Consider the following 22,469-nt stretch of genomic DNA (forward strand, 5'->3'; position numbering starts at 1 on the left):
GGCGATGCCCGCCGCGAGGCCGAGGGCCTCACCGAGCGGAGGGCGCCTCCGGGCCAGGAGATCGTCCAGGGTCTCGCCCTCGACAAGCTCCATGACCAGCGCGTCCTGACCGTCAACGGTGAGGACATCGAAAACTGAAACGATCCCCGGATGGTTGAGGGCGGAGGCGGATTTGGCCTCCTGCAGGAATCGCCGGCGACGGTCGGGATCGGATGACTTGTCCGGGGGTAGGACCTTCAGGGCGACGAAGCGGTCGAGCACCGTGTCCCGTGCCTTGTACACCACTCCCATGCCGCCCTGGCCGAGCTGCTCGACGACGCGAAAGCGGTCGATGGTCTGACCTATCACTTCCATCTTCCTTCGTGAGTGCCTTGCGAGAGTATAGCTCGTACTTCGCTGCAGGAAAGCGGGGGAAAAACGGGCAGAGGGCAGCGAAGGCGTGCCGCTTTTCTCGTACCCCTCTGCTCCCCTTTTCCTTTTCTCCTCTTCTACATCGGTTTAAAGCAGGTGAGGTGCCCGTCGCCATAGAAGACCTCATAGCGATCTGAGAGGAAGTCGCGGAGACAGTCGGCGATCGAAAAAATGATGGGCGGGGATGCGTCGGATTCGACGTCTTCTGCGAAGCGCGAATAGAAGTCACGGCCGACTCCTTCCGGCCGGACGGGACGGTAGAGGTATATGAAATCGAAACCTCGAGCGGGAACCTCGCGCACGTCATCGACGATCCAGCTGACCCGATTCGAAGGTATGCCGAACCACTCTCGGAGGCATTCACCGATTTCGGCCATCCGCGCCGAGATCTCGATTTGGACGGTTTTTCCGTGAGGGTAGAGTTTCTGCAGGAGGAGTCCCTGCAGACCGTTTCCGGCGCCGAAATCGGCACTGATCGTCGCCGGATGGATCCAGGGCTGCGCCTTGAGGATCGGACTCAACCCTCCAGCGTGGTTCCAGTAACCACCTGCCTCGTCCATCCGCCGCCGTTCATCCTCCGAGTAGAGAGCCTCGTTCATGTGGACGTGCGCGTAGAGTTCGAGAAAAGCCTCTTCGATCTTGTCGCCGTCACCGGAGTGGAGGGTCGACTCCAAACGTTCCCGGAGTGCTCCGAATTTGGGGAAGAGAATCTGCTCGGGTGGCTCTGGTAGCTCGAGAAACAACCGAATGAGCGATGCCAGGCGTTTGAGCTCGTCCGGGGGGCGCTGCGACGCGTCGAGCCGCATGAGTAAATCGTCCGGTGAGCCTGATTCGACGTTACCCGTCATATGACGGTTGTACCACTGGTCGCTTTGATGCGTGTTATTTCAGCGGAAATCCAGGATCCAAGAAGTCGATGGAATCTTGGGAACTGGTGAGTCGGGGAAGCGTAGGCTAAACTTGTTGAGAGGAGCAGCTTAGGTCTCGAGTTCTTCGGCCGGAAGGGGCGGAGCTGGGTGGAAGAAGTCAAATCGATTCTCACGGTCGCTCTCGACGACGAAACCTTCGAACGCATTGCACCGCTTCTCAAGCGCAGCAGTCTATCGGTGAGGTCGGTTACCCAGGCCTCGGAGGCGGAAACCGTGGCGCACAACGAGCAGTTCCACCTCGTGATCTGCCGTTACCCGTTGCCGGATTTGAAACTGCGGGAGTTCGTGACCTCGATCCGAGGTCGATCGAGCGCCAGCCGGAGCGCGTCTCTGATGCTGCTCACCATCCCGGAGATGGCGACGGAGGCGCGATCCGGTGTTCGGGGAGGCCCGTTTCTCGTCTTTTCGGGCCAGGAGCCCGTCGGCACCCTCGGCCAGGGGGCGGCCCATCTCCTGAAGGTTGCTCCCCGCTATGCGCCGCGCATTTCGACACGCCTCAGCACCAGCCTCGAAGAGGGTAGCGACAGCCACCAGGGATGGGTGGTCAACCTCTCGAGGACCGGAATGCTGGTGAGTGATGCACCGATGCTCGCAGTTGGTGCGTTGTGCGCCTTCGATTTCAAGCTTCCCAACGGCGAGATCGTCAGGGGGTCGGCGGAAGTGGTGCGTCACGCCAAACCACGACGGGAAAGGGTCACCGGATTTGCCCTCAATTTCGTGACCTTCGAGCCGGGCTGCAAGGAGGCTCTGATGGCCTGGTGTGATGGGGTCGAGCCTGGGGATTCCTGATTGGTTCCTTCCGGGCGAAACCAGTCTGAATGGGTGTGCAGCGCGTGCGGCGTGGGTCACGCCGGACGGCTTTCGGCGGTTATTTCATGGCAGCCCGAGTGTCTTCGAGAAGAGCCTGCGCCGAATCCAGCTCCCGCCCTTCTCCCAAGGTAGCGATGAGTGCCTCGAGTATATCCACCGTCTCGCCATACCGCCGCTGATTGTAGGCGTCGATGGCGCGGTTGTACTCGTCAACGAAACGGTTGTAGTCGAGGGTTCGACGGATTTCGCGAATCCGTCCGTCGAGCCACTCCTGCTGTTCGCCTCCAACCCTGGTTCGCATCTCCTCCAGAAAGTCGATCGCAGCAGTGAATTCCCTGGCCACGATGAGACGGTTGAGCTCGTCGATTTCAGCGGCGGTCGGGGACGGGCTGAAGGTCGATATCGAAGCGGCTTCGTTCGGGCGCTCCGGGGCGTTGATCTGCGCCAGAAGACGGCGACAGGAAAACGCGATGGGCCCCTCGTCGACAAGTTCCAGCGCCGCTTCGATCAGTTCGCGCGCGCCCTCTCTGTCATCATTCGAGAAGAGTTCCTGCGCATGATTGTAGAGGGATGCCGCCCTGTACTCGGTCACCGCGCGTCGCGCGGAATCGAGGCTCAGGCGAGCCATCCCGGGGTTCAGCGAGCGTTCGATCAGCTGCTCTGACAGCTCGATCCTCTCGACTGCCGCGTCCGGTTGGCCCTTTTGAAGGGACTCGCGGGCGCGCAAGACGTCGTGTTGAATGACGAGCATCCACATTTTCTTTTGGGTTTCACGGTCCGACCGGAGGAACCTTTCGGTCAGCGAAACTGCCTCTTGACGCCGGTCGAGACGCAGGTACAGCCGAATCAGGTCGCGTGCTGCGGCGATATCGGATGGCCGCATTATGAGTGCAACGCGAGCAGCCTCCACCGCCTCCGGAGACGTGATCCCTGCATCGGCGTAAACCTCCGAGAGTGATGCCCACGCCGGAGCGAAGGACGGATCGAGCTCGGTGCTGCGCGTCAGGACATCTACTGCGTGCTCGAACCCTTCGCCCCGGCGGCTCAGAAACTGACCCCAACGAAATGCCACCAGGGCGTCTTCGGGGCTGGCCGCAAACGCTCGTTGATGGAGGCCCCGGGCGACCTCCCAGTCCGCCGCTTTTTCGGCTTCGATCGCCAGCGAGGACAGGACTGGGCCGTAGTGCGGATCAAGCTCCAGCGCCGCCTCGAAATAGGCGCGCCTTTCCGGGCGATCCGGATGTTGGCTCGCGAGCAGTTCTCCGAGACGATGGAACGTCTCTGCTCGAGACATCTTTCGAACCTCGAGGCTTTTGTCGAGGTCGATTTTCGCCTGCAACTCGATCGACGGCAGGCGAAGCGACCGGATATACGCACGGAGTTCGCGCATCAGCGTTTCGTAATCGGATGAAAAGGCTTCCGCGAATGCTTCGTCCGAAGGTGCGCCGTTGCGAATCGATTCGAGGTAGGTGGCGACCTGTGACCTGCGTTCCTCGCTCCCCAACAGAAGGTAGTGGACGAGGGCCCAGCTCTCGGCGTAAAAGACGTTCTTGCGATCGGTTTCGTTGTACAGCTCCGACATGCGATCAACTGCAAACAGCCGTTGGAGAGGTATCAGGGTCGAGTTTCGCAGGAGGATGAGATGGCGGGCGACGGGAAGGCCGATCGTGACCCTGTTTCCGGACACGTGAAAGCTCTCGTAGAACTCGGCCAGGCCTTCCGAAAACCAGACCGGGAGGTACCACAGGTTGTTATTGGCCACATAGTGGACGTACTCGTGATAGATGAGCGCGGAATCGTCCGGGGTGTCGGCGTTGATCGCGATGAAGTTCGCCTCTTCATTGGCGAAGAAGTAGCCACTGACATCGGCCGGCCGGCCGTCGTAGAGGATCTTGAAGGGGAGGAAAGAACGCCTGCCCTTGAAGACATAGATATAGGTCTGCAGGGGAGATTGGAGTTCGTAATCGGTCAACTGAGAGAGGACCGCTCGCAATTCCTCGAGATCGACAGCGATGCTCCTCGTGGTCTGCCGACCCGCATTGCTGAAGAAACGGAAGTTGGTGGTACGGACCTCGATCCAGTTGTCGCCCGGTTTCAGCAAGGTTGACTCTGCCGCCGATTTGTTGAGCGGAGACATCGCGAGGAGAAACCCGAGAACACCGGCGACCAGCTTCATTATCCGAGCCACCGCTCATTATCCCCGCACCCCGGTTCAGAGAGTATTTTCATGGTGGGTGAATACGGCGGGCGGACCGTTCAGGTTACAGCTGATCGAGGCACATCTCGAGACAAACTCGTCGAAAGCCCGTGTGCAAGGTGGGTCATTTGGTTGGATGTTATGGTGAGCTTCCAGGTGGGAAAAATAGGAAGGCTGTTAAGGCACGGGCGTATTCGAACGAGTTTGCGAAAGACCTTTTCGTCCTCGCCAAATAAATATATAAGCATAGAGTTAATTTGTCAAGAGAATCAATTATTTAAGAATGATTCTCAGCTGGCGGCAGCTGAGAATCAGACTGGAAAACCTCGATGCGCAGGGGTTGTCAGCAGACGCCGACCCGCTGCTCAGTATTGTCGACGATGCGGAGCCTGAGCAGTAGCAGAAGATCATGGGCGGAGACCGGTTTCTGAAGAAACGTGAGTCTGGCTTTGCCGAATCTCGCTCCAATCTCGAAAACCGGGTGATCCGTGAGCGCCACGATGTGGCTCTGACAGTCGCTGAGATTGGCGAGGGTGATGAGATCCATCGGTTCGTGCTCGAGCAGCGACATGTCGATGATGAGATAGTTCGGCGGATCTGCAGCACAGATCTGCCTGGTTTGCGGAAGGGTGGAGCACCCGGTCACTCGAACCGAAGAAAGCTCGGCGAAACCATCGAAAACGGCCCACAGGAGCTCCTCCTCGCGGGTCGCAATGACAACGTGGACCATTTCCGGCGTCGTCATCGGCTCGCGGAGCTTTGCGAGCTCGTTTTTCTGATTGCTTGCGGAGTCTGTGTGATTGCCCATTTTGTGCTCCCTGACCGGTGTTCGATCGGTCGCACTCGTTTTGAGCAAGCTGCGTGCCAGAATTTTCCCCAGAGTATCGGCTCGAATCCTGTCTCAAGTTGGGACGGCTGAACCGTTCAGATTCTACCTCGAAGATCCTCTCGCGGGAGCACGACGCCCGCTGGGTCTTCTGGTGGCCGACGGCGAGACGCCCTCGGCAATCACCGTGACGTTGTCGATGTACCAGCCGTCGCGACCGTTGCACCCGTCGATTCCGAAGTCCCACCGGAGCCTGACGCTGTCACCGGGATCAGCGAAGAAACCGAGGTCTATCTGTGACTGGCCCCAGCTCCCGCCGAAGACGTGCCCCTCGTCCTCGCCCGTGTAGGCGGCCTCGCCGGAGAGGGGGTTCGTGTTCGTGTACTCTTCATCTTCGATCGTCATGGTCACGATGACCGAGGAGTTGTACGGATTGTGGATGAAGGCCGCAGATGGGACGATCTGGTACTCACTTCCATTGACGCTAATCTTGAGGTTGCCGCCGTCCCAGCCGTCCTCGGTGTAGACCCAGTGGTCGAAGGCGAGGACGGCGCCAGTGGCTGTGGCCGGTATGCGGATCTCAGGGCTTTCGAGCCGGGTCACGCCCGACTGGTCGTCGTCGTTCGGTTCGCAGTTGCCGATCAAGACGCTGTTGATGGCCCAGAGGGCGCCGCCGGAGCCCTCATCCGGCACGTCATTTGTCCACCGCCAGGCGCTGCGTGCCTCGTCGTACTCCGGGTAGATGCCCTCCGATGTCACCGGCCACGCAGGTCCGGGATCGCTGTTGAAGGTCTCCGAGAAGATCACCTTGCCGCTCGGCAGGGCGGGCGGATCGGGGTCGAGGATCGTCTGGAAGTCGCACCGTGGCGCCGCACGCATGTCGACCGCCGTCATCGCCTTGGCCACCTGCTCGCAATCGTTGCCACTGATGGTGTCGCCGATCGTGTTGCCGGTCGCCAGGGAGGTAATCGGCTGTCCGACGAGATCGGCGCAGCTGAGCTCGAGAATATCTGCGTGCTCGGCGAAGTTGGTGGTCGGGCCCTGGTAGACGCTCATCGCCCGCCAGTAGATATGCGCTGCCTTCGTCATCCCGATCGGTGCGATCTCCAGTCTGTTGGCCGTTCCTCCATCCACCAGCAGGGCGAAGGCGCGGTTCGGGATGCCGCTGTTGATGTGCACGCCGCCGTTGTCGAGAGAGGTGCATTCGTAGAAGCCGTCCCAAACCCGGGCGGGGTCTTCGAAACAGTTCGGGTGCCACATGTCACGGATCGGGCCGCCGTTGATGTCCTCTCCCATCAGCCAGCGGACCGTGTCCTCGGAGGCAGATCTATCGCTCATGGAGACCCGGAGTCCCTGTGCCAAAGCCGACTTGAGGATCTGCCCGTCCGCGAGACCGATTGATATGCCCGGGATGCCCGGAGTCGTATCCAATGCTGTCATCCTGAATGGGTCTTCGCCTTCGTGGTTGGCGACGATGATGGCGGTCGCACCGGCCTCCTCGGCGTTGAACACCTTGTCGCGGAACGGACACTCGCCGCGGTCGATCAGCGCGATGTTTCCGGCGGTGAAACCGACCAGCGCCTCGCAGGCGTCGCTGGTGGTTCCGCTGCCGTCGTCGACCAGCTCAACCATGCCGGACAGCGACCACTGGTCCGGGTTCCAGGTGGCGGTCTGCGAGCTGTACGTGCGGGCAACGGTTGCTGGAGCGGTGACTTCGAGCAGTGGCGTGTTGATACCTCCGGAGTCGGTGCAGGTCCCCGTGGGGCGCGGGGGCGACGGATCGTCTATCCCGCGGCCGTTCAGCTGATCGACGATCTCACCGAAGATGTCGGAAAAGCTCTCGTTGAGGGCGCCCGGCTGCCAGGCGTAGATCAGGTTGTGGCTGGATTCGGTGTAGGCGTGCGTCCACTCGTGCGCGGCCACATCGTCGACCGCCCACCCCCTGCAGAAGTTGGTGGTGAAGCCGTTCCAGGTGGCGTTTTCGCATCTCCCTTCATCGACGAGAGCATCGGCCTCGTAGATGGTCCGCATCGCGATATCGTTGCCGTTGTAGGAGAGATAGCTGCCGCCGGTAAGGTTGGCGAAGAACTCATAGGTGTCCAACGTGGTTTCGATGACGTCGTTGACCTCGGAGTCGCGAGCGCTGTCGAGCCCGGAGAAGGGGAGGGCGTCGCCTTCCTGCCAGATCGTCGTGTTGGTGTCGTGATGGTAGATCCTGCGTGTGATGGGGTGGATCAGGTCGATCCGATCTATCACGAGCCCGTCGTGCGCATCCAGGAAGACCAGTTCCCGAAGGTTGTCGCCGGATGAGATCTCCACCTGCCACGCGAGGTGGTTTTTCCCCGGAACACCCTGAATCAGGCCCGACCGGTAGATGAGCAGGCGAGACTCCGCCACGTCGAAATGGCTCGGGCGAACACCGTTTTCCTTTGCGACCGACGAACAGGCGATTGTCTCTGCGAGGCTGCGATCGACCCGGGGCGAGGTGTCGAGCGACAGATCCGGGATCAGCGCTCCATTCACGACTCTCACCTCGCCGGCGGCATCGAGGTGGACCCTGAGCTGTGCACCGAAGACGGGCAATCCGCGGTAGGACTGATCGAACCGCAGGTGGGTCATGCCGATGCCGTCGGTCGAGCTCCTCACGAACTCCAGATCGCCGGCCCCGGCCCGGACACCGAGCAGCGCGCCGTATCGGAGGAAGAAGTCCTCTGCCTTTGCCTTCGCGGTCGGGCCGTCGAGAATCAGCGACCCGCGCGGCACGACCACGAGCCGCGCTCGGGAGGTCGCCGGATTGACCACCGATCGAGCTCTGCCGCCGGTCGCGGCCGCCAGCTCCGCCTGCGCCCTAAGAAACCTCTCAGGGTTGTCAGCCGCGTATCCTGCTGAAACACAGACGGTTGCAAGAAAGACGACACCCAAGATCCTGTGCGATCGCATCCATTTCCTCCGCTGCTGCCCGATACGGGCGCGGCCGATCATATCAAAGGGTTTGACGGGCCCGACACCTCGGGTTACGCGGCGACTCGAGAAGACGTCTCGACCGTTTTTCGGGGTTTGACAAACAATGTGCAGTAAAATGTATGTAATGGGGGAAGTGCACAGCCCCCCAATGCTCACGTCATGTTTCACAGCAGAGTGGAAGAGGAGGGCGCTCAGATGTTCCGCAAGAGCCACGTGTCGACCGTTTTGGTCGTGGTGGCGGCGATGCTGTTTGTGTGCGGAGTCCAGGCTCAAACCACCACCGGCCGCATCGTCGGCGCGGTGACAGACGTCAGTGGTCAATCCCTGCCCGGGGTCACAATCACCATCAGTTCGCCGGCGCTGATTGGCGGTGCGCAAACCAGAATCACCGATCAAGATGGCGGATTCCAGTTCGTCAGCCTTCATCCCGGTGCATACGACGTCAAGGCGGAGCTAGCGGGCTTCGTCGGCCAGGAGCGGCAGGAGGTCAAGGTACCGCTCGGCGGCGCGGCGTCGCTCGACATCGTGATGCCGGAGGGCCGGTTCGAGGGGTCGATCGAGGTTCGGGCCGAGACGCCGGTGGTCGACCCGACGCAGGTCAATACGGAACAGATCTTCGACCAATCGTTCATGCAGAACGCGGCGGTCGGATCGGACAACCGGGATTACCTGCTGATCGTCAACCAGGCGGCGGGCGTCACAGGAGGTGACAACCCGAACGTCTTCGGGTCGACGCTGGCCGAAAACGTTTACTACATCGATGGTCTGGACACGACCGACCCGGTGGCTTCCACCTGGGGGACGTTGTACAACTTCGACGCGATCGCCGAGGTCGAGATCCAGACCTCGGGTTTCGAAGCCGAGTACGGGCGCGCCACCGGCGGACTCGTCAATCTGGTGACCAAGTCCGGCGGCAATGACTTCTCCGGGACTCTCGACATTCGTTACAGCGACAGCGGGTTCCAGGAGAGCGGCGATCACTACGACGCCTCGAGCCTGGACTCCTCGTACCAGGATATCGCGGCGACCCTGGGCGGACCGATCTCTCGAGACAAGCTGTGGTTCTTCGTTGCCTACGAGTTCATCAACTCCGAGCAGACGCCGGTCGACTCCCCGGCAACACGGGATTTCGAAGGCCAGACCTACAACGCCAAGCTCACCTGGCAGGCCGCGTCGAACTGGCGGCTGGTGGCCAGGGCCTCGGGCGATCCGGCCGAAATCGCAAACGACAATGCCTCCCAGTTCGTGACACCGGAGGCGATGGCACGCCAGAAACAGGGCGCAGACGTGTACGCGATCGAGCTCAACGCGGTACTCGCCGACAACCTCATCTGGAACACGGTCGCTGGCGCCTACCGTTCGATGCTCGACGTGGTCCCGATGTCGGGAGACCTGCAGACGCCGTCCCATTTCGACTACGCGACCTTTCTCACGACCGCCAACTACCCCAATCAGCAGTACACCAAAAGGAACAGGGATGATCTCGCGACGGATCTCACGTGGTTCTTGGGCGACCTCGCCGGCTCGCACGAGCTCAAGGTGGGCTTCCAGTACTCCGGCACCGATTTCCCGGGTGCAAGCTGTTACACCGGCACCGACGGCGGAGCGTGTTCGCCGGGGACGACCGGTCACTCGTACGAGGACTTCGCGGCGATGCCCTACTTCATGTGGGAGGGCGTCACCGCCGGGGTTCAGGACTATGAGGGCAAGCTCTACACGGCCTACCTCCAGGATTCGTGGAGGGTCCTCTCGAACCTGACCCTGAAGCTCGGTGTGCGCCACGATCAGGTGAGTTACGACAACAACGCGAGCCGCGAGATCGCGGACATGAGTAAGACGCAGCCGCGGTTGGGCGTGGCCTGGGACATCACCAACGACGCCAAAAACGTAATCCGCGGGAACTGGGGGCGCTTCATGCACCCCGCCTCGCTGACGTTGCCGTACGTCTTGCGCGCGGGGAACGAACCGGCCTACCTGTGGTCCTCCTGCATGAGCCTCGGTGGGTTTTATTTGGGAATCACCGATCCGGCGGAGTGTGAGACCATGGCAGGTCTCTTCGGTCTCCAGTATCGACCCAACGATCCGGATGGACTGGATCCGTTCGGTTGGTTCCTCCTGCCTTGGGACGTTTACGGCCTCGAAGAAACGCTGGTCCAGGCGGATCTCAGGCCGACCTACGCGGACACGCTGAGCCTCTCCTACGAACGTGAGGTGGGACGGCGCGCATCGGTCGAGCTGACCTATGTGGACAAGAAGACCCGTGACATCTTCGAAGATACCTGCGCCGGGAATTACCCGGAACCGAGTGCCAACGCGCCGTGCGTGGAGTATCTGCTGGCGAATCTGCCGGATCTCGCTCGGGACTACGAGGGCTACATCGTGCGTTTCGAAACCCGTTCATTCTCCTGGTTGACCCTCCTGGCCTCGTACACCTACTCGAAGTCCAGGGGCAATCTGGAATGGAGCCAGGGCGCCAACGCGGATTTCGACATCTATCCGTGGCACTGGGAAAACCGCTACGGTTACCTCAGCGACCACCGTGCCCATCGCGTCAAGCTCAATGGGTTCTTCTACATCAAGGGTGACTGGACGATCGCGTTCGATGGGTTCTGGTCGTCCGCCTTCACGTGGGAACCGCAGGCGACGCCGTTCGACAACCCCGAGATTTCGTACGATGTCTACTTCCTCGAGCCCCGTGGCAGTCGAGAGGCGTTCGACGCCTACAGCCTCAACCTCCAGCTGAGCAAGGGATTCAACTTTGGAAACAGCCTGCGATTGGTGCTGATCGGCACGGTGTACAACACCTTCAGCACAGAGTACGGCACTGATGTCTGCAGCCTGAGCATGGGCTGCGGAGGATTCGAAATGGGCGACGCGACGGATTGGAGCCTGCCGCGAAGCTACGAACTCGGATTCCGTCTCGAATTCTGATGTGAGCCAACCTCCTTTCTCTCGCCCGCCCTTCGGGGCGGGTCTTTTTGTGCGGTCGGTTCAGCTCCAGGGGACTTTTCCGGCGGGTCGGATCACGCAGACCTATAATGACGCTGATGGCGAAGAACACTTGGCCGGACGTGCCCGCCACCATGCCCACTCGAGGCTGGGGCTGGGGCAAGGTAATGGGTCGAACGATGTTAAGTCGTGCCGGCTGGGGTTTCGAAGGTGAAATCCCTTCAATTTCGAAGGGAGTGATCATTGTCGCTCCGCACACATCAAACTGGGATTTCGTGGTTGGTGCCGCCGGGATGCTTGCCCTCGATCTGGATATCCGCTTCCTCGGGAAGCACACCCTCTTCCAGGGCCCGCTCGCTCCGTTGATGCGGGGACTCGGCGGTATTCCGGTCGATCGGTCACAGGTCGGTGGCGGAGTGGTGGAGGACATGGCAGCTCTCTTCGAGCAGGAGGAGCAGCTGCTTCTTGCGCTCGCGCCCGAGGGGACCAGAAGCTCGGTCGAAAGGTGGAAGACCGGATTTCATCGCATCGCTCTGGCCGCGTCGGTGCCGGTGGTGGCCGTTGCTCTCGATTATGTCAACAAGAAGATCCGATTCGGTCCGTGTATGAAGGTAACGGATGACCTCGAGCACGACCTGGAGGTCTTTCAACACTTTTTTTCTGACGCTGGCGGGAAACGGGGAAACCCGGAGGGCCCTTCTGCGTAGTACTCGAGACTACGCCCCAACGCGGAGGGCCTGTGAACAGCAAGGTCGAAGAGATCCTGGTCGCAGCGACGGTAGGCCTTGCAATCTCGGCACCGCTGGCCACACAGGAGACTCAACCGGAAAAAGCCTGCACGGACCCCAAGTACTCGCAGTTCGATTTCTGGAGCGGCATCTATACTCGCGACAGGAAATAGATCCGTCTGGAGGCCCCGTGCGGATAGCCCTCGTCCAGCAGCACGCCACCGACGACCGAGAGGACAACGTTCGGCGGGGCCTCGAGGCTCTGCAGCGGGCGGCGGATGGCGGGGCCGATCTGGTCTGCTTCGCCGAGCTCGCCTTCGAGCCGTTCTACCCGCAGCGGCCGGCCACGGGGAATCCGAAGGTGCTGGCCCAGGAGATTCCGGGCCCCGTGACCGAGGCCTTCGCCGGGGCCGCGGGCCAGCGAGGCGTCGTCGTCGTGCTCAACGTGTACGAACGTGACGGCGACCGGTGCTACGATTCATCTCCTGTCATCGACGCAGATGGTGCCTTGCTCGGCCGTGCGCGAATGGTCCATATCACCGACTATCCGTGTTTTCACGAGAAGGGCTACTACGCGCCGGGCGACACGGGAGCGCCCGTCTTCGAGACGAAGGTCGGGAGAATTGGCGTTTCGATCTGTTACGACCGTCACTATCCCGAGTACATGCGTGCCCTCGCGCTGGCCGGAGCCCATCTGGTTGTGGTGCCGCAGGCCGGCGCGGTAGACGAGTGGCCGGACGGGCTGTACGAGGCGGAACTCAGGGTGGCCGCTTTCCAGAACGGCTACTTCACAGCGCTCTGCAATAGGGTCGGCGTCGAGGACTGCCTGGAGTTCGCCGGTGAGTCTTTCGTGTGCGCGCCCGACGGAACGGTGCTGGCGCGCGCCCCCCGGGGCGAAGACCACATTCTGTTCGCCGATATCGACCCGGCAGAGGTGCTCGATAGTCACGCCCGGAAGCTCTTCCTGCGCGATCGGCGGCCCGAGCTTTATGCCGACTGGCTGGGCTAGTTCGGTGAGAGCCGGCCCGTTGGACGGTACGGCAGCACCTCGCCAAGGCTGAGGCGTGCGGGCAGTGTGAAGACGCTCCCTGCATCGTTGGTGACGATGCAGTCGAAGTCTCCGACCAGCGACTGGTCGACGTGGCGGATCCGAAGCCATTTGGTGCGGCTTCCGGTAATCCCCTCCCCATCCTCGAGCTCGACACTGTTGCGCCGCCACCGATAGCGAACTGGACTCTCACTGTGGGTTTCAATCGCGAAGTGGGTTCTTGAGCCTTCGCGAACCGTCACCGACCGGGGCTGGAGGGTGACGGCGGGTTCGGGGAGATCTGTTTGAACGATGCGGAGCCGCAGGGGATCGCCGAACCGGTGACCGTTGCCGAGGATCATCCTTCCTTCGAGGGTGACCTCGCGGGTCGGTTCCCCGGAGAGATCCGGTGCGGCCTGCACTTCGATCCAGAACTCGTGTGTCTCGCCCGGCGGCACCTCGACGTCGGGTCCGATGAGTTCGGTCGCTATCGCCCAGGCATAGGTTTCGGTCTGGAGATCGAAGATGTGACCCGATGCAGCGGTCCAGGTCGTCGTTCCGGTGTTGCGTACCGTGACCGACACCTCGAGCATCGAATCCGAACCGATGAAGGCCGGGATGGCGTGGGCGACGATCTCGGCATCATCGATCTCGGCTTCCGAAATGAAGTGCTGATACGCGAAAAAGGCGGGCTTACGCCGGAGAACGGCTCCGTCCTCGATGATGCCGAAGCTCGTGGGGGCCGGCTGCGGGCCGTCGAACATGTGGTAGAAGAAGATCCGATCCATCCAGCCGGCCTCGGGGTGCGGTCCGAACCAGTCAGCGAGTAGGTTTTCATAGAACGTTGCCTGCCGGTTCTCGCTGTACTCTTCGGTCTCGATCCCGGTTTCGGTCAGCCAGAAAGGACGTCCCCACCAGCCGGTGTCTCTGAGGAGGTCCCGCACGGAGGGCGAGCTCAATGGCAGGTCGGGTTTCTGGTCGAGATCGTAGGTGATTTCGCTCGCCCTGCCGTAGGAGGGGTAGACGTGGTGCGTCACGATGTCGATCGCGCCCCCCGCGCGCTGGATGACCGCTGTCAGCCAGTCTGCCCAGTCGTAGGTCGAGAGGTGGGCAAGGTCTGGTGCGCAGATCAGAGCGCCGGGGTCCGCTGTGCGGATCGCCTCGATGGCCGGGAGAAGCAGTATCTCGAGATACTGGGTGCGTGTGCCTTCCCAGAAGCGGGGGAGATTGGGCTCGTTCCAGATGCCCCAGGCGTCGACCCTGCCGCGGTATCGCGAGGCCACCAGGTAGCAGAACTCCTGCCATTCGGTAGAGTCTTTGGGCACGCCAGAGAACGCCGAACCCGAGGTGGCCCAACCGGGGGTCGAGCCAAAACTGGCGTAGATTCGAAGCCCTCGCGCCTCGAGCCGGTCGATGAGCCTGTCGTACCTTTGCCAGCTGTAGGCGTCCCGCTCCGGCTCGATCACCATCCATTCGAAATCGACTCTCACCCAGGTGATGCCGGCCTCGACGATCTCGTCGGCGATTGGGTCGAGTGGCACGTGCGCGTTGATGCCGAAGGTTGATGCCTGTGACGGACTCGCGCTCAAAACGAACAGGGCAAGAGTTCCCAAGACCAGAAATGGGTGCCGCTTCGCGGTTCGGGATGATATCGATCGATTCTTCATCGTCGCGTCGTGATGCCGTCAAGCGACTTCGGGCAGATACTTCTCGCGAGCCAGGCGCCAGAACACGACCAGAAACGCGGTCAGCGGGATCGCCAGAATCATGCCCATGATCCCGTTGAGAGCGGTGCCCCAGAAGAAGATCGCGATGATGATGACCACCGGGTGGAGACCGGTACGATCGCCCATGATCTTGGGTGTGAGGAGATAGCCTTCGATCAGTTGCACCGTGCCGACCACTACGAGCACCAGCAGCACGCGCACGATTCCGCCGTCCTCTTGGAAAAACGCGAGCGGTATCGCGGTGCAGAGGCCGATGATGTTGCCCAGGTACGGGACGATGTTGAGGAATCCAAGGGCGAGCCCTATGACAAAGCCGTACTTCAGTCCGACCAGTGTGAAACCGATTGCGAAAAGCAGGCCCTGCACGGATGCAATGACCAATTGGCCGCGGAAGAAGGCAACGATGATGTTGACGAATTCCTCGAAGAGATAGAGCAGGTCCTGACGTGTTTCCGGTTTGAGGAAGGGAAGGAACCGCTCGAGATTACCGATTTGAGAGGTGTCGGCCATGAGGAAGAAGGCGAAGTAAATCGGTGTCACTACCCACCCGAGGAGGGCTGCGATTTTCGACAGAACGCCGGCGCCAGCGGAAACCACCCGCTCGCCAACGAATTGGACCGCATCGACCACCGCTCCGCCCTGTCCCTCGACCGCATCGCCGAACGCCTGGCCGAGCGGCGTCTCGTTGAAGAACTGGACCAGGCCAGGGGCACGTTCGCGCGCCCATGCGATGGCTGATTGCCACCACGCGGGGAACGCCTCGACAAGTCCCTTGACCTGTTCGACCAACAGGTCGCCGAAAAACCACGCGAGAGCAGCGACGGGGATGATGAAAGACAGGAAAACCACGATGACTGCCGGGACTGGCCCGAGCTTCAGCTTCGTCGAAATAAACTCGTAATACGGTTTGACGACCAGGGCGGCGACGGCCGCGACCGCGAGAGGTAGGAATACCGCCGAGAACTTCGCGAGAAACGCGCCGACGATCCAGAAGAGAGCCCCTACCGCGACGATAATGACAACAGTCGCCAGAATCGTGATCGCAGCGGCAATTGTCTTGCGCTGTCGCTCGCTGAACTCGATGGCCATCCAACCTCCGGATGCAGATGATAGCAAGATTGCGACCGAAAGAATTAGGAACTAGGAATTAGGAATTCGGAATTTCCACACGCACCCCCGAAAGAGAGGGTCCGGTGGAGGAGAATTCAAAATTGAGAATTCTCAAATGGTGGCCATTCTTCCCGGATCGGTGTCAAGCCGCTGACCGGGCGAGGTCACGGTCGATTTGGTGGGCGGGTGTGAGAAAGCGCAGATTCGCGTAGAACTCGGCACGATCGATGAACTCGCCGATCGCTGCTCCAAGCATGGCCACTGGGGCTGGAATCAAACCAGTTGCCGCGAGGGCGATTGCCGGAAAGAGCCCGACACCGATGCGGATCGGGGCGAGGGCGTTGCCGCCTGGCCTCGGCCGTTTGTTCCGCGCGAGATAGAGCACGAGCTTGAGCACCACCACCGGCCAGAGGATGGCCGGGTTGCCGGCAAGAATGCCGACGTAAAGCGCGGCCGTGAGCGTCGCCATGGCACTGTGGGGCACGGTATGAACCGGTTGGTCGGGTGCCCGGTAGACCATGTCCATGGCGAACATCGAGGCAAAACCGATGCATGCGATCGCCTGTTGCGGCCAGAAGACCGTCCTCGCGCCCATCAGGCTGACACAGGCGGCGGCGAAGAAGCTCGAAAAAAGGACGACCTCTCGGCTCACCCAGGATCGGCGCAGGTTGAGCGGCGCACGCCACGCACGCGAGATTCGCCCGAGGTGAAGGGTGCTGATCCCCATCGCGAGCAGCCCCGCAACGGAGAACACCGGCAGAGAAACCCTCGTGAAATCTGCTGCGGATGCGGTGAACCACGCCACTAACATGGCAGCTACCCAGGAAAAGAAAAGCAGAGACCACTCGTTTCTCAGACCGCTCCAGTCGATCGAGGAGGGTCGGGCGGGGAAATTGAAGGCGACAGGAGCCGCTGTCATGGCTGGGGCCGTCTCGTGCCGCGAGCCTTCGAAGCGCACCGCAGGTCGCAGGCCGGTGTCCGGGAAGCCCGGCTGATGGTTCGCCACCGGTGTGTTGATCCGCTCGAAATCGAGCGCATCGGTGGGGCATGCCGAAACGCATGCCGGACGCCGCCCCTGTTGCAGCCTCTCGTGGCAGAACGTACATTTCTCCATCAACCCGGATACCGGGTCGAAACGAGGTGCGTCGTAGGGGCAGACCCAGGAGCAGTAGCGACACCCCATGCACCGCTCCCGGTGGATCAATACCGCACCGGACTCGGGCTCTATGACGTATGCGTCGGCCGGACAGTTCGCCTGGCAGGCGGGGTCGAAACAGTGGTTGCAGGCGAGGCTGAGGTGGAAGACCGGTTGCGTTGCCAGTCTCTGGTGATTGAAGGTGTAAACACCACGCCAGTTTGATTCCGCGGCGACGGGGTTCTCGTTGTTGCACGCGACCACGCAGGCCGCACAGCCGGTGCATCGGTCGAGGTCGAGCACGAAGGAGCCATGGCTGCCGCCCGCCATCAGGTGGGTTCCACCTCGACCGCGTTGTCGTGAAAGGCCGCGCCGTGCCCCATGTCCGTTTCCCGAGCGGCGGAGAGGCGGTTCACTCCGCCACCTTCCGAGAGCCACCATCCGTTGTGGACCACCACGCACCCCGGTTTCAGGCTGTGGTCGATCCTCACCACGAGCTCGAGTGAGCCACGGCGGTTGAAGATCCGAGCATGATCGCCGTCGGTCAGTGCGCGGTCCGCGGCATCAACCGGGCTCATCTCGAGGACAGGATCGGGATCGAGCCCGCGTATCGTCGGAAGGTTGCCGAACTGTGAGTGAATACGGTTCTTGGTGTTCGGTGTCAGAATATGGAGAGGGAATCCTTCAGCACTGCCGCGTTCCGGCCGTTCGGCGGGCGGTTTCCACAACGGCAACGGATTGCTTCCCCACCGTAGCTCGGCCTCCGTGGAGAGCAGCTCGATCTTGCCCGAGGGAGTGGGGAAGACGAGGTCCTCCCAGGCAACCTCCTGGGTGCCTGGTGCGAGGATCGGGCCGCAGCGAAGACTGTCGAGGGAGATGTCGGGGAATTCCTCGAGCCGCTGCTCGAGCCAGGTTTCGAGCGCGGAATCGGAAGGGAAGGGTATTGCAGCTGCAACCTCGTCCCGGGGCAGCTCGAGCCGTTGCGCCAGCTCCCAGTAGATTTCCGTCTCGGGTCGGACCTCCCCGGGGGGATTGATCAGCTTGTCCTTGATCTGGATATAGGGGTGCCAATAGGCACCGATGACGTCAGTCTGCTCGAACATGGTCTTCGCCGGCAGAACGATATCGGCCTCGCGGGCGGTGTCGGTGAGAAACTGGTCGACGACCACGCGAAAATCGAGCCGCCGAAATGCTTCGACGACCGAATGGGTGTCTGGGTTCTGGGTCACCGGGTTGCCACGTTCGACCCAGGCGACCTTGAGCCCCGGGTCACGCTGCTCAAGCATCTGGGGTCCCAGGCGCGCAGTCGAGATCGAAACTCTTATCGGGTGGTCGTCGATTTCGGGGGGGTAGAGTGCGAGCGGATCTCTGATCGTACTGAAGACATCGCTCTGAAGATTGGCGTAGATCCAACCCGACCCGGCTTTGCCCAGATTCCCGGTGATGGCGAGAAGGGCGATTATTGCGCGCATGGTCTGCGCCGAGTTCGTGTACCTCTGCATCCCGAACCCTGCACAAATGCTGCACGGAGCTCGCGAAGCGACCAGACTCGCAAGGTCATCGATGACGTCCTCCGGCACGTCGGTGATGTCGGCAACGCGGTCGGGCGGAAAGTCGCGGACCATGGCAGCGAACTCCGGGAACCCATGTACGTGCTCACGGATGAAGTCTTCGTCGATCGCGCCACGCGCGATCAGCAGATGGGCGACGCCGAGCGCTAGCGCCCCGTCGGTGCCGGGTCTGACTTGCACCAGGAGCTCGGCGCTCTCCGCCGATTGTGTTCGCCGGGGATCGATGACGACGACGCGCGCGCCGCGTTCCACCGCGTCTTCGACGAATCGCATCTGATGGACATTGGTTTCGGCGGGGTTCTTGCCCCAGAAAATGATCAGTCGGGCGTTGACGAGATCCCATGGGGCGTTGTGCTTGTTTTCGCCGAGGGTGAGGCGCGTCGCTTCGAGACCGGCCGGCCAGCAGAGATCTCCGTAGGTCGTGGTGCAACCACCAAATAGACGCCAGAACTCCTTCGCAACACCGTTCAGCAGCCCCTTTGTGCCGCTCCCGTTATAGAAGAAGACGCTGCGCGGACCGAATTCCTCGCGTGCTCGGCTGAGCTCGCTGGAGATACGGGAGATCGCCGAGTCCCACGAAATGGCCTCGAAGTCACCGGACGGGGTGCGCCGAAGCGGCTGGAGGATCCGCTCGTTCGAGTACACGCGTTCGATGTATGAGAGACCCTTGAGGCACACGCCCTCCGATGTAGCGCGGTTGCCGGAGTGTGACTCGATGGCCCGGATCTTTCCATTTTCCACCTCGACACGCATGCCGCAGGTTGAGTAACAGTTTCTCGGGCACGCGGTGGTAAATACATCTCCCACCGCACGAGTATAGGTTGAACCCTGCGGCTATCATCCTTCGCCAGGTGGCAAGTCTCATTTCCCTGTGAAACCGAATGAGCAAGCAGTAACCGTCATCGCCATTGCCAATTCGATCGGGGAACACCGTGAGCGAACGACGAAAACGGTGGAGAAAGCAAAGGCGCGCCGATGAAAAGGCCACAGATCCCTTGATCGTACGCTTTCCGCTTCGTCCTCAGGCCTTCTCTGTGACAGATCGCTCAACCGGTCGGGATGGCATCGCAAAACCGTGTTGCAGCATCGCTCGGAATGACGGATTGACGATGCATCGCGCGCTGTCAGCGGTCGGTGACGTACTCCGCCAAATTCCTCCAGAATTCGAGGTTGGGAGCCTGTCCCCCCGGGGCACCGAGAATTCCGAGGTCCGCGAGCACCAACACCTCCCCGGCGCCCGCATTTGCCAGCGCGACCACCGGATGGACGCCGACGCGGGCCAGCATTTCGAACTCGGGAGCGGAGAATCGAACGGCGTTGTCGTCTGCCAGCTGCAGATCGGGGATCCCGGCGACTAACTCGTGGTTGGACGTGATTGTGGCAGTCGTCTGGGCGAGGCCCAAATGGCCCACGGTGAAGCTCACGCCGAAGCGTTCGGCCAGCAAGTTGGCGTCTTCCCAATCCTCGTTGTCCTCGTAGGCGTAGTTGACGTACTTGAGGCGACGAGCGCTGTTGGTGATGATGAGCAGCCCTCCATCACGGACCCAGTCTTCGAGTAGATCGACCTCGGCGATCGTCCAGGCCTCGTCGTAGAGTGAAAGGTCTCCTTCGCTGCTTGGATAGTCGTAAACCGGGAGGGCGATGACCATGTCCGTGTCCTCGAGATCCGCGGCCGTCAGCGCACTGCCATAAGGCACTGTGTCGACGTCGATGCCTTCCCACGCCATTGCCATACCGAACTCGGTGAAGCTCGGCGCCGACATGTGGGCAGCCTCGGTGTGTGAGCCGACGAACAGGGCGCGGTGGGTTGCCGGCGGCGTCACCCGGAGCTGCGGGTTGTCCTCTGCCGTCCGCAGCGCCGCCGTCAACAGCACTTCGGCCATTTCCTGGTAGACGCCCCGGACCTCCTGGGCGAGCTCAACCGTGTCGTAGGGATCGTGCAAGTGGTTGTCGTAGTGCACCTCGAGCTCATCATAAGGATTCATGAAAATCATGTTCGCGCTCGGAAGGTCGAGCGCCACGAAATTCCCGTTGTCAGACCCCAGCCCATAGTAGGGAACCGGTTCGGTGTGGATGCCTCTGATCAAAGCAGCGTCCTCGAGGTATGCCGGCCAAAGAATGCGATCATCGCCGAAGCGCCCGTAGGGCCAGGTTTCCAAAGTGATGTAATTCGAGATGTCATCGACCGGTCGCCCCAGGCAGTCCATCTGGAGCATCGCGATACTTCGGTCGATCAGCTCCGAATGGGCGGACACGAACGACGCGGAACCGAAGAGCCCGCGCTCGTGGCTGCCGAACCACACGAGATGGAGATCCACCGGCGGTATGGTGCGAGACCGGTCGAGCGCGCGAGCGACCTCCACTAAAGCCGCGGAACCGCTGCCGTTGTCCAAAGCTCCGGGTGTGTTCGGAGAGTCGATATGGGCACCGAGAATCATTGCGCGTGAGGGGTCTCTTCCGGGGATACGTGCCATCAGGAAGGAGGAGACGCCCGGAGAGAAGAGATCGACGTCCCAGGTCAACCTCGCTCCCTGGAGATTCGCCAGGTCGTTCCAACTGTCCACCCCAGCGACGTCCAGGTCTTCGAGGCGGACCACCATGACCGGCGGCAGGGGATCGACCTCGACCCACGTGAAGGCGGGAAGGTCGCTGGCAAAGCTTCCGTGACTCAGCCCGCGCCGATTCGAGTAACTCGTAACCAGGACGATCCCTGCCGGCTGCAGCTCGGCGATGCGCCAGGCCCGTTCGACCGCGACCGAAAGGTCGTTGATGACGCGGTCGATCACCTCGTAGTCCAGGAACACCACGCGTCCGGCGACCTGAGGCGCCGTCAGGGAGTCGATTTCAGCTGCGGAGCGGACCAGAATGGGAGCTCCTTCGACGGTCACCGGATCGCTTCGAGTGTCATTGAGGGTGCCGTCCGAGTCGAATCGGATCGCCAGGTCGATCCGGTCGCGATGGCCCGGCGGCGCGCTGGCCGGAACCTCGATGAAAGCATCATTCGTCCTGAGATAAACGCGCGTCTGCCAAAACTCGATGCCAAGGAATGTCCGGAAGTACTGGCGTTCCAGCTGGAGACCGCGAACCCGGAGAAATCCCATCCTGGAGAGGCGTTTTTCGACCCACGATATAGCCTGCTCCTCACCTCGAGTCGTAGAGTGCCGCCACCCGTTGTTGCTGCCGATGGAGGTGAGCTCGGTGAGCGTGGTGAGAAGGCGATCGGCGGTGATCTGCGAAAAGGGATCGCCTTCGACCGACCGGCGCCCGCTCGCGCGGTGAATCGCGGCGCCTTCGTTGGTGAGTCTCTTTTCCGGTGCGGATTCTGGCGTGGCGCCCAGAGATAGGCCGACTGCCACGAGCGAAACCACGATTCGCGAAATCTGGGGCATTACTTCCTCCTCCGGAGAAGTCCCACCATAGATATACCGCGGATTCCAAGCGAAGTTTCCACAATCTCGACCGCGCGCCGGTGGACGGAGCCCGTGGTACCCTCGGCGAGAACATCTTCAATGTGGTGAGGCTCAACAAAAAATGACGGATTGGCAGCGAGGGCGTATGATTTCCTCGATCGGGACCATAGAAGTGTCGGTGGATGACGCGGGTGCCCTGACAAGCATCTCGTTCGTGGATGACACCTCGACGGAATTGGGAAAACCCGACGACGCCTGTGTCCGTGTAATTCGCCAACTCCAAGAGTACCTCCGGGGCGAGAGGCGGCGTTTCCGGCTCCCCCTCGCGCCCGACGGAACCGAATTCGAGCACCGAGTGTGGGCCGAGGTGTGCCGGATCCCTTTCGGTTCCACCGACACCTACGGTGAGATTGCGCGCCGACTCGGAGTTCCCGATTCCGCTCGCGCGGTCGGGGCAGCCAACTCCCGAAATCCGATCGCAATCATGATTCCGTGCCATCGCGTAATCGGTGCCGGAGGAGGCCTCACCGGATACGCTGGAGGCATCGATCGCAAGAAGTGGCTGCTCGACCACGAAGCGGGTCAACTGCGCCTCGGATTTTAAAACGTTAAAACGTTAAACGTTTAAACGTTATAGCGTTGGGAGATTGAAGGGCAGGGCAGAGGCAAGCAGGG

At 61.4% G+C, this 22,469-nt stretch carries 16 protein-coding genes and 2 pseudogenes; 6 read left to right on the forward strand and 12 right to left on the reverse strand.

What is annotated here, in order from left to right; all coding sequences use genetic code 11:
* Together LJE93_07175 and LJE93_07180 are read right to left on the reverse strand one after the other, a co-directional pair.
* On the reverse strand, positions 1 to 348 hold a 348-nt coding region (locus tag LJE93_07175; protein MCG6948676.1), incomplete at its 3' end, for a serine/threonine protein kinase.
* A 140-nt stretch (positions 349 to 488) separates the two neighbouring features.
* Complete coding sequence (locus LJE93_07180; protein ID MCG6948677.1) at positions 489 to 1,259, reverse strand: hypothetical protein; 771 nt, start codon at positions 1,257 to 1,259, stop codon at positions 489 to 491.
* A 168-nt stretch (positions 1,260 to 1,427) separates the two neighbouring features.
* On the opposite strand from LJE93_07180, the gene LJE93_07185 reads away from it, so the two are divergent.
* Positions 1,428 to 2,129 carry a PilZ domain-containing protein gene (locus LJE93_07185; protein ID MCG6948678.1) on the forward strand — a complete coding sequence of 234 codons (702 nt, stop codon included), beginning with the start codon at positions 1,428 to 1,430 and terminating at the stop codon, positions 2,127 to 2,129.
* 79 nt (positions 2,130 to 2,208) lie between these two features.
* On the opposite strand, the gene LJE93_07190 is transcribed toward LJE93_07185, so the two are convergent.
* The 5 genes and pseudogenes from LJE93_07190 to LJE93_07210 form a co-directional block, all read right to left on the reverse strand.
* Positions 2,209 to 4,326, reverse strand: coding sequence for a DUF1570 domain-containing protein (locus LJE93_07190; protein MCG6948679.1), 2,118 nt, complete (start codon positions 4,324 to 4,326; stop codon positions 2,209 to 2,211).
* 364 nt (positions 4,327 to 4,690) lie between these two features.
* Positions 4,691 to 5,155 (reverse strand): hypothetical protein, encoded by a 465-nt coding sequence (locus LJE93_07195; GenBank protein ID MCG6948680.1) that lies wholly within the window; start codon positions 5,153 to 5,155, stop codon positions 4,691 to 4,693.
* 123 nt (positions 5,156 to 5,278) lie between these two features.
* On the reverse strand, positions 5,279 to 6,805 hold the full coding sequence (locus LJE93_07200; GenBank protein ID MCG6948681.1) for a M4 family metallopeptidase: 1,527 nt from the start codon (positions 6,803 to 6,805) through the stop codon (positions 5,279 to 5,281).
* A 186-nt stretch (positions 6,806 to 6,991) separates the two neighbouring features.
* Positions 6,992 to 7,705 (reverse strand): annotated as a pseudogene (locus tag LJE93_07205) (bacillolysin).
* Positions 7,685 to 8,113, reverse strand: a pseudogene (locus tag LJE93_07210) (hypothetical protein). Before LJE93_07210 ends, LJE93_07205 begins: the two co-directional pseudogenes overlap by 21 nt.
* Before the next feature lie 183 nt (positions 8,114 to 8,296).
* Here LJE93_07210 and LJE93_07215 point away from each other — a divergent pair.
* The 4 genes from LJE93_07215 to LJE93_07230 all read left to right on the forward strand — a co-directional run bounded on the left by LJE93_07215 (position 8,297) and on the right by LJE93_07230 (position 12,823).
* Positions 8,297 to 11,068, forward strand: a complete 2,772-nt coding sequence (locus LJE93_07215; GenBank protein ID MCG6948682.1) for a TonB-dependent receptor — start codon at positions 8,297 to 8,299, stop codon at positions 11,066 to 11,068.
* Between the two features lie 116 nt (positions 11,069 to 11,184).
* Positions 11,185 to 11,793, forward strand: a complete 609-nt coding sequence (locus LJE93_07220; GenBank protein ID MCG6948683.1) for a 1-acyl-sn-glycerol-3-phosphate acyltransferase — start codon at positions 11,185 to 11,187, stop codon at positions 11,791 to 11,793.
* A 32-nt stretch (positions 11,794 to 11,825) separates the two neighbouring features.
* Positions 11,826 to 11,987 carry a hypothetical protein gene (locus tag LJE93_07225; GenBank protein MCG6948684.1) on the forward strand — a complete coding sequence of 54 codons (162 nt, stop codon included), beginning with the start codon at positions 11,826 to 11,828 and terminating at the stop codon, positions 11,985 to 11,987.
* 17 nt (positions 11,988 to 12,004) lie between these two features.
* Complete coding sequence (locus tag LJE93_07230; protein ID MCG6948685.1) at positions 12,005 to 12,823, forward strand: carbon-nitrogen hydrolase family protein; 819 nt, start codon at positions 12,005 to 12,007, stop codon at positions 12,821 to 12,823.
* Here the strand turns inward: LJE93_07230 and LJE93_07235 are convergent.
* The 5 genes from LJE93_07235 to LJE93_07255 form a co-directional block, all read right to left on the reverse strand.
* Positions 12,820 to 14,508, reverse strand: coding sequence for a cellulase family glycosylhydrolase (locus tag LJE93_07235; protein ID MCG6948686.1), 1,689 nt, complete (start codon positions 14,506 to 14,508; stop codon positions 12,820 to 12,822). The genes LJE93_07230 and LJE93_07235 overlap by 4 nt on opposite strands.
* Before the next feature lie 18 nt (positions 14,509 to 14,526).
* Positions 14,527 to 15,657 (reverse strand): AI-2E family transporter, encoded by a 1,131-nt coding sequence (locus LJE93_07240; protein ID MCG6948687.1) that lies wholly within the window; start codon positions 15,655 to 15,657, stop codon positions 14,527 to 14,529.
* Positions 15,658 to 15,820: 163 nt separating this feature from the next.
* Positions 15,821 to 17,143, reverse strand: a complete 1,323-nt coding sequence (locus tag LJE93_07245; protein MCG6948688.1) for a 4Fe-4S dicluster domain-containing protein — start codon at positions 17,141 to 17,143, stop codon at positions 15,821 to 15,823.
* Complete coding sequence (locus LJE93_07250; protein MCG6948689.1) at positions 17,143 to 19,191, reverse strand: molybdopterin-dependent oxidoreductase; 2,049 nt, start codon at positions 19,189 to 19,191, stop codon at positions 17,143 to 17,145. Before LJE93_07250 ends, LJE93_07245 begins: the two co-directional genes overlap by 1 nt.
* Positions 19,192 to 19,508: 317 nt before the next feature.
* Entirely contained in the window at positions 19,509 to 21,773 is a 2,265-nt protein-coding gene (locus tag LJE93_07255) for a M28 family peptidase (protein ID MCG6948690.1), read from the reverse strand.
* A gap of 166 nt (positions 21,774 to 21,939) precedes the next feature.
* Here LJE93_07255 and LJE93_07260 point away from each other — a divergent pair, with 166 nt between their 5' ends.
* Complete coding sequence (locus LJE93_07260; protein MCG6948691.1) at positions 21,940 to 22,398, forward strand: methylated-DNA--[protein]-cysteine S-methyltransferase; 459 nt, start codon at positions 21,940 to 21,942, stop codon at positions 22,396 to 22,398.
* The last annotated feature ends 71 nt before the right edge of the window (positions 22,399 to 22,469 follow it).

This window comes from Acidobacteriota bacterium (genome assembly GCA_022340665.1).
GTDB lineage: Bacteria > Acidobacteriota > Thermoanaerobaculia > Thermoanaerobaculales > Sulfomarinibacteraceae > Sulfomarinibacter.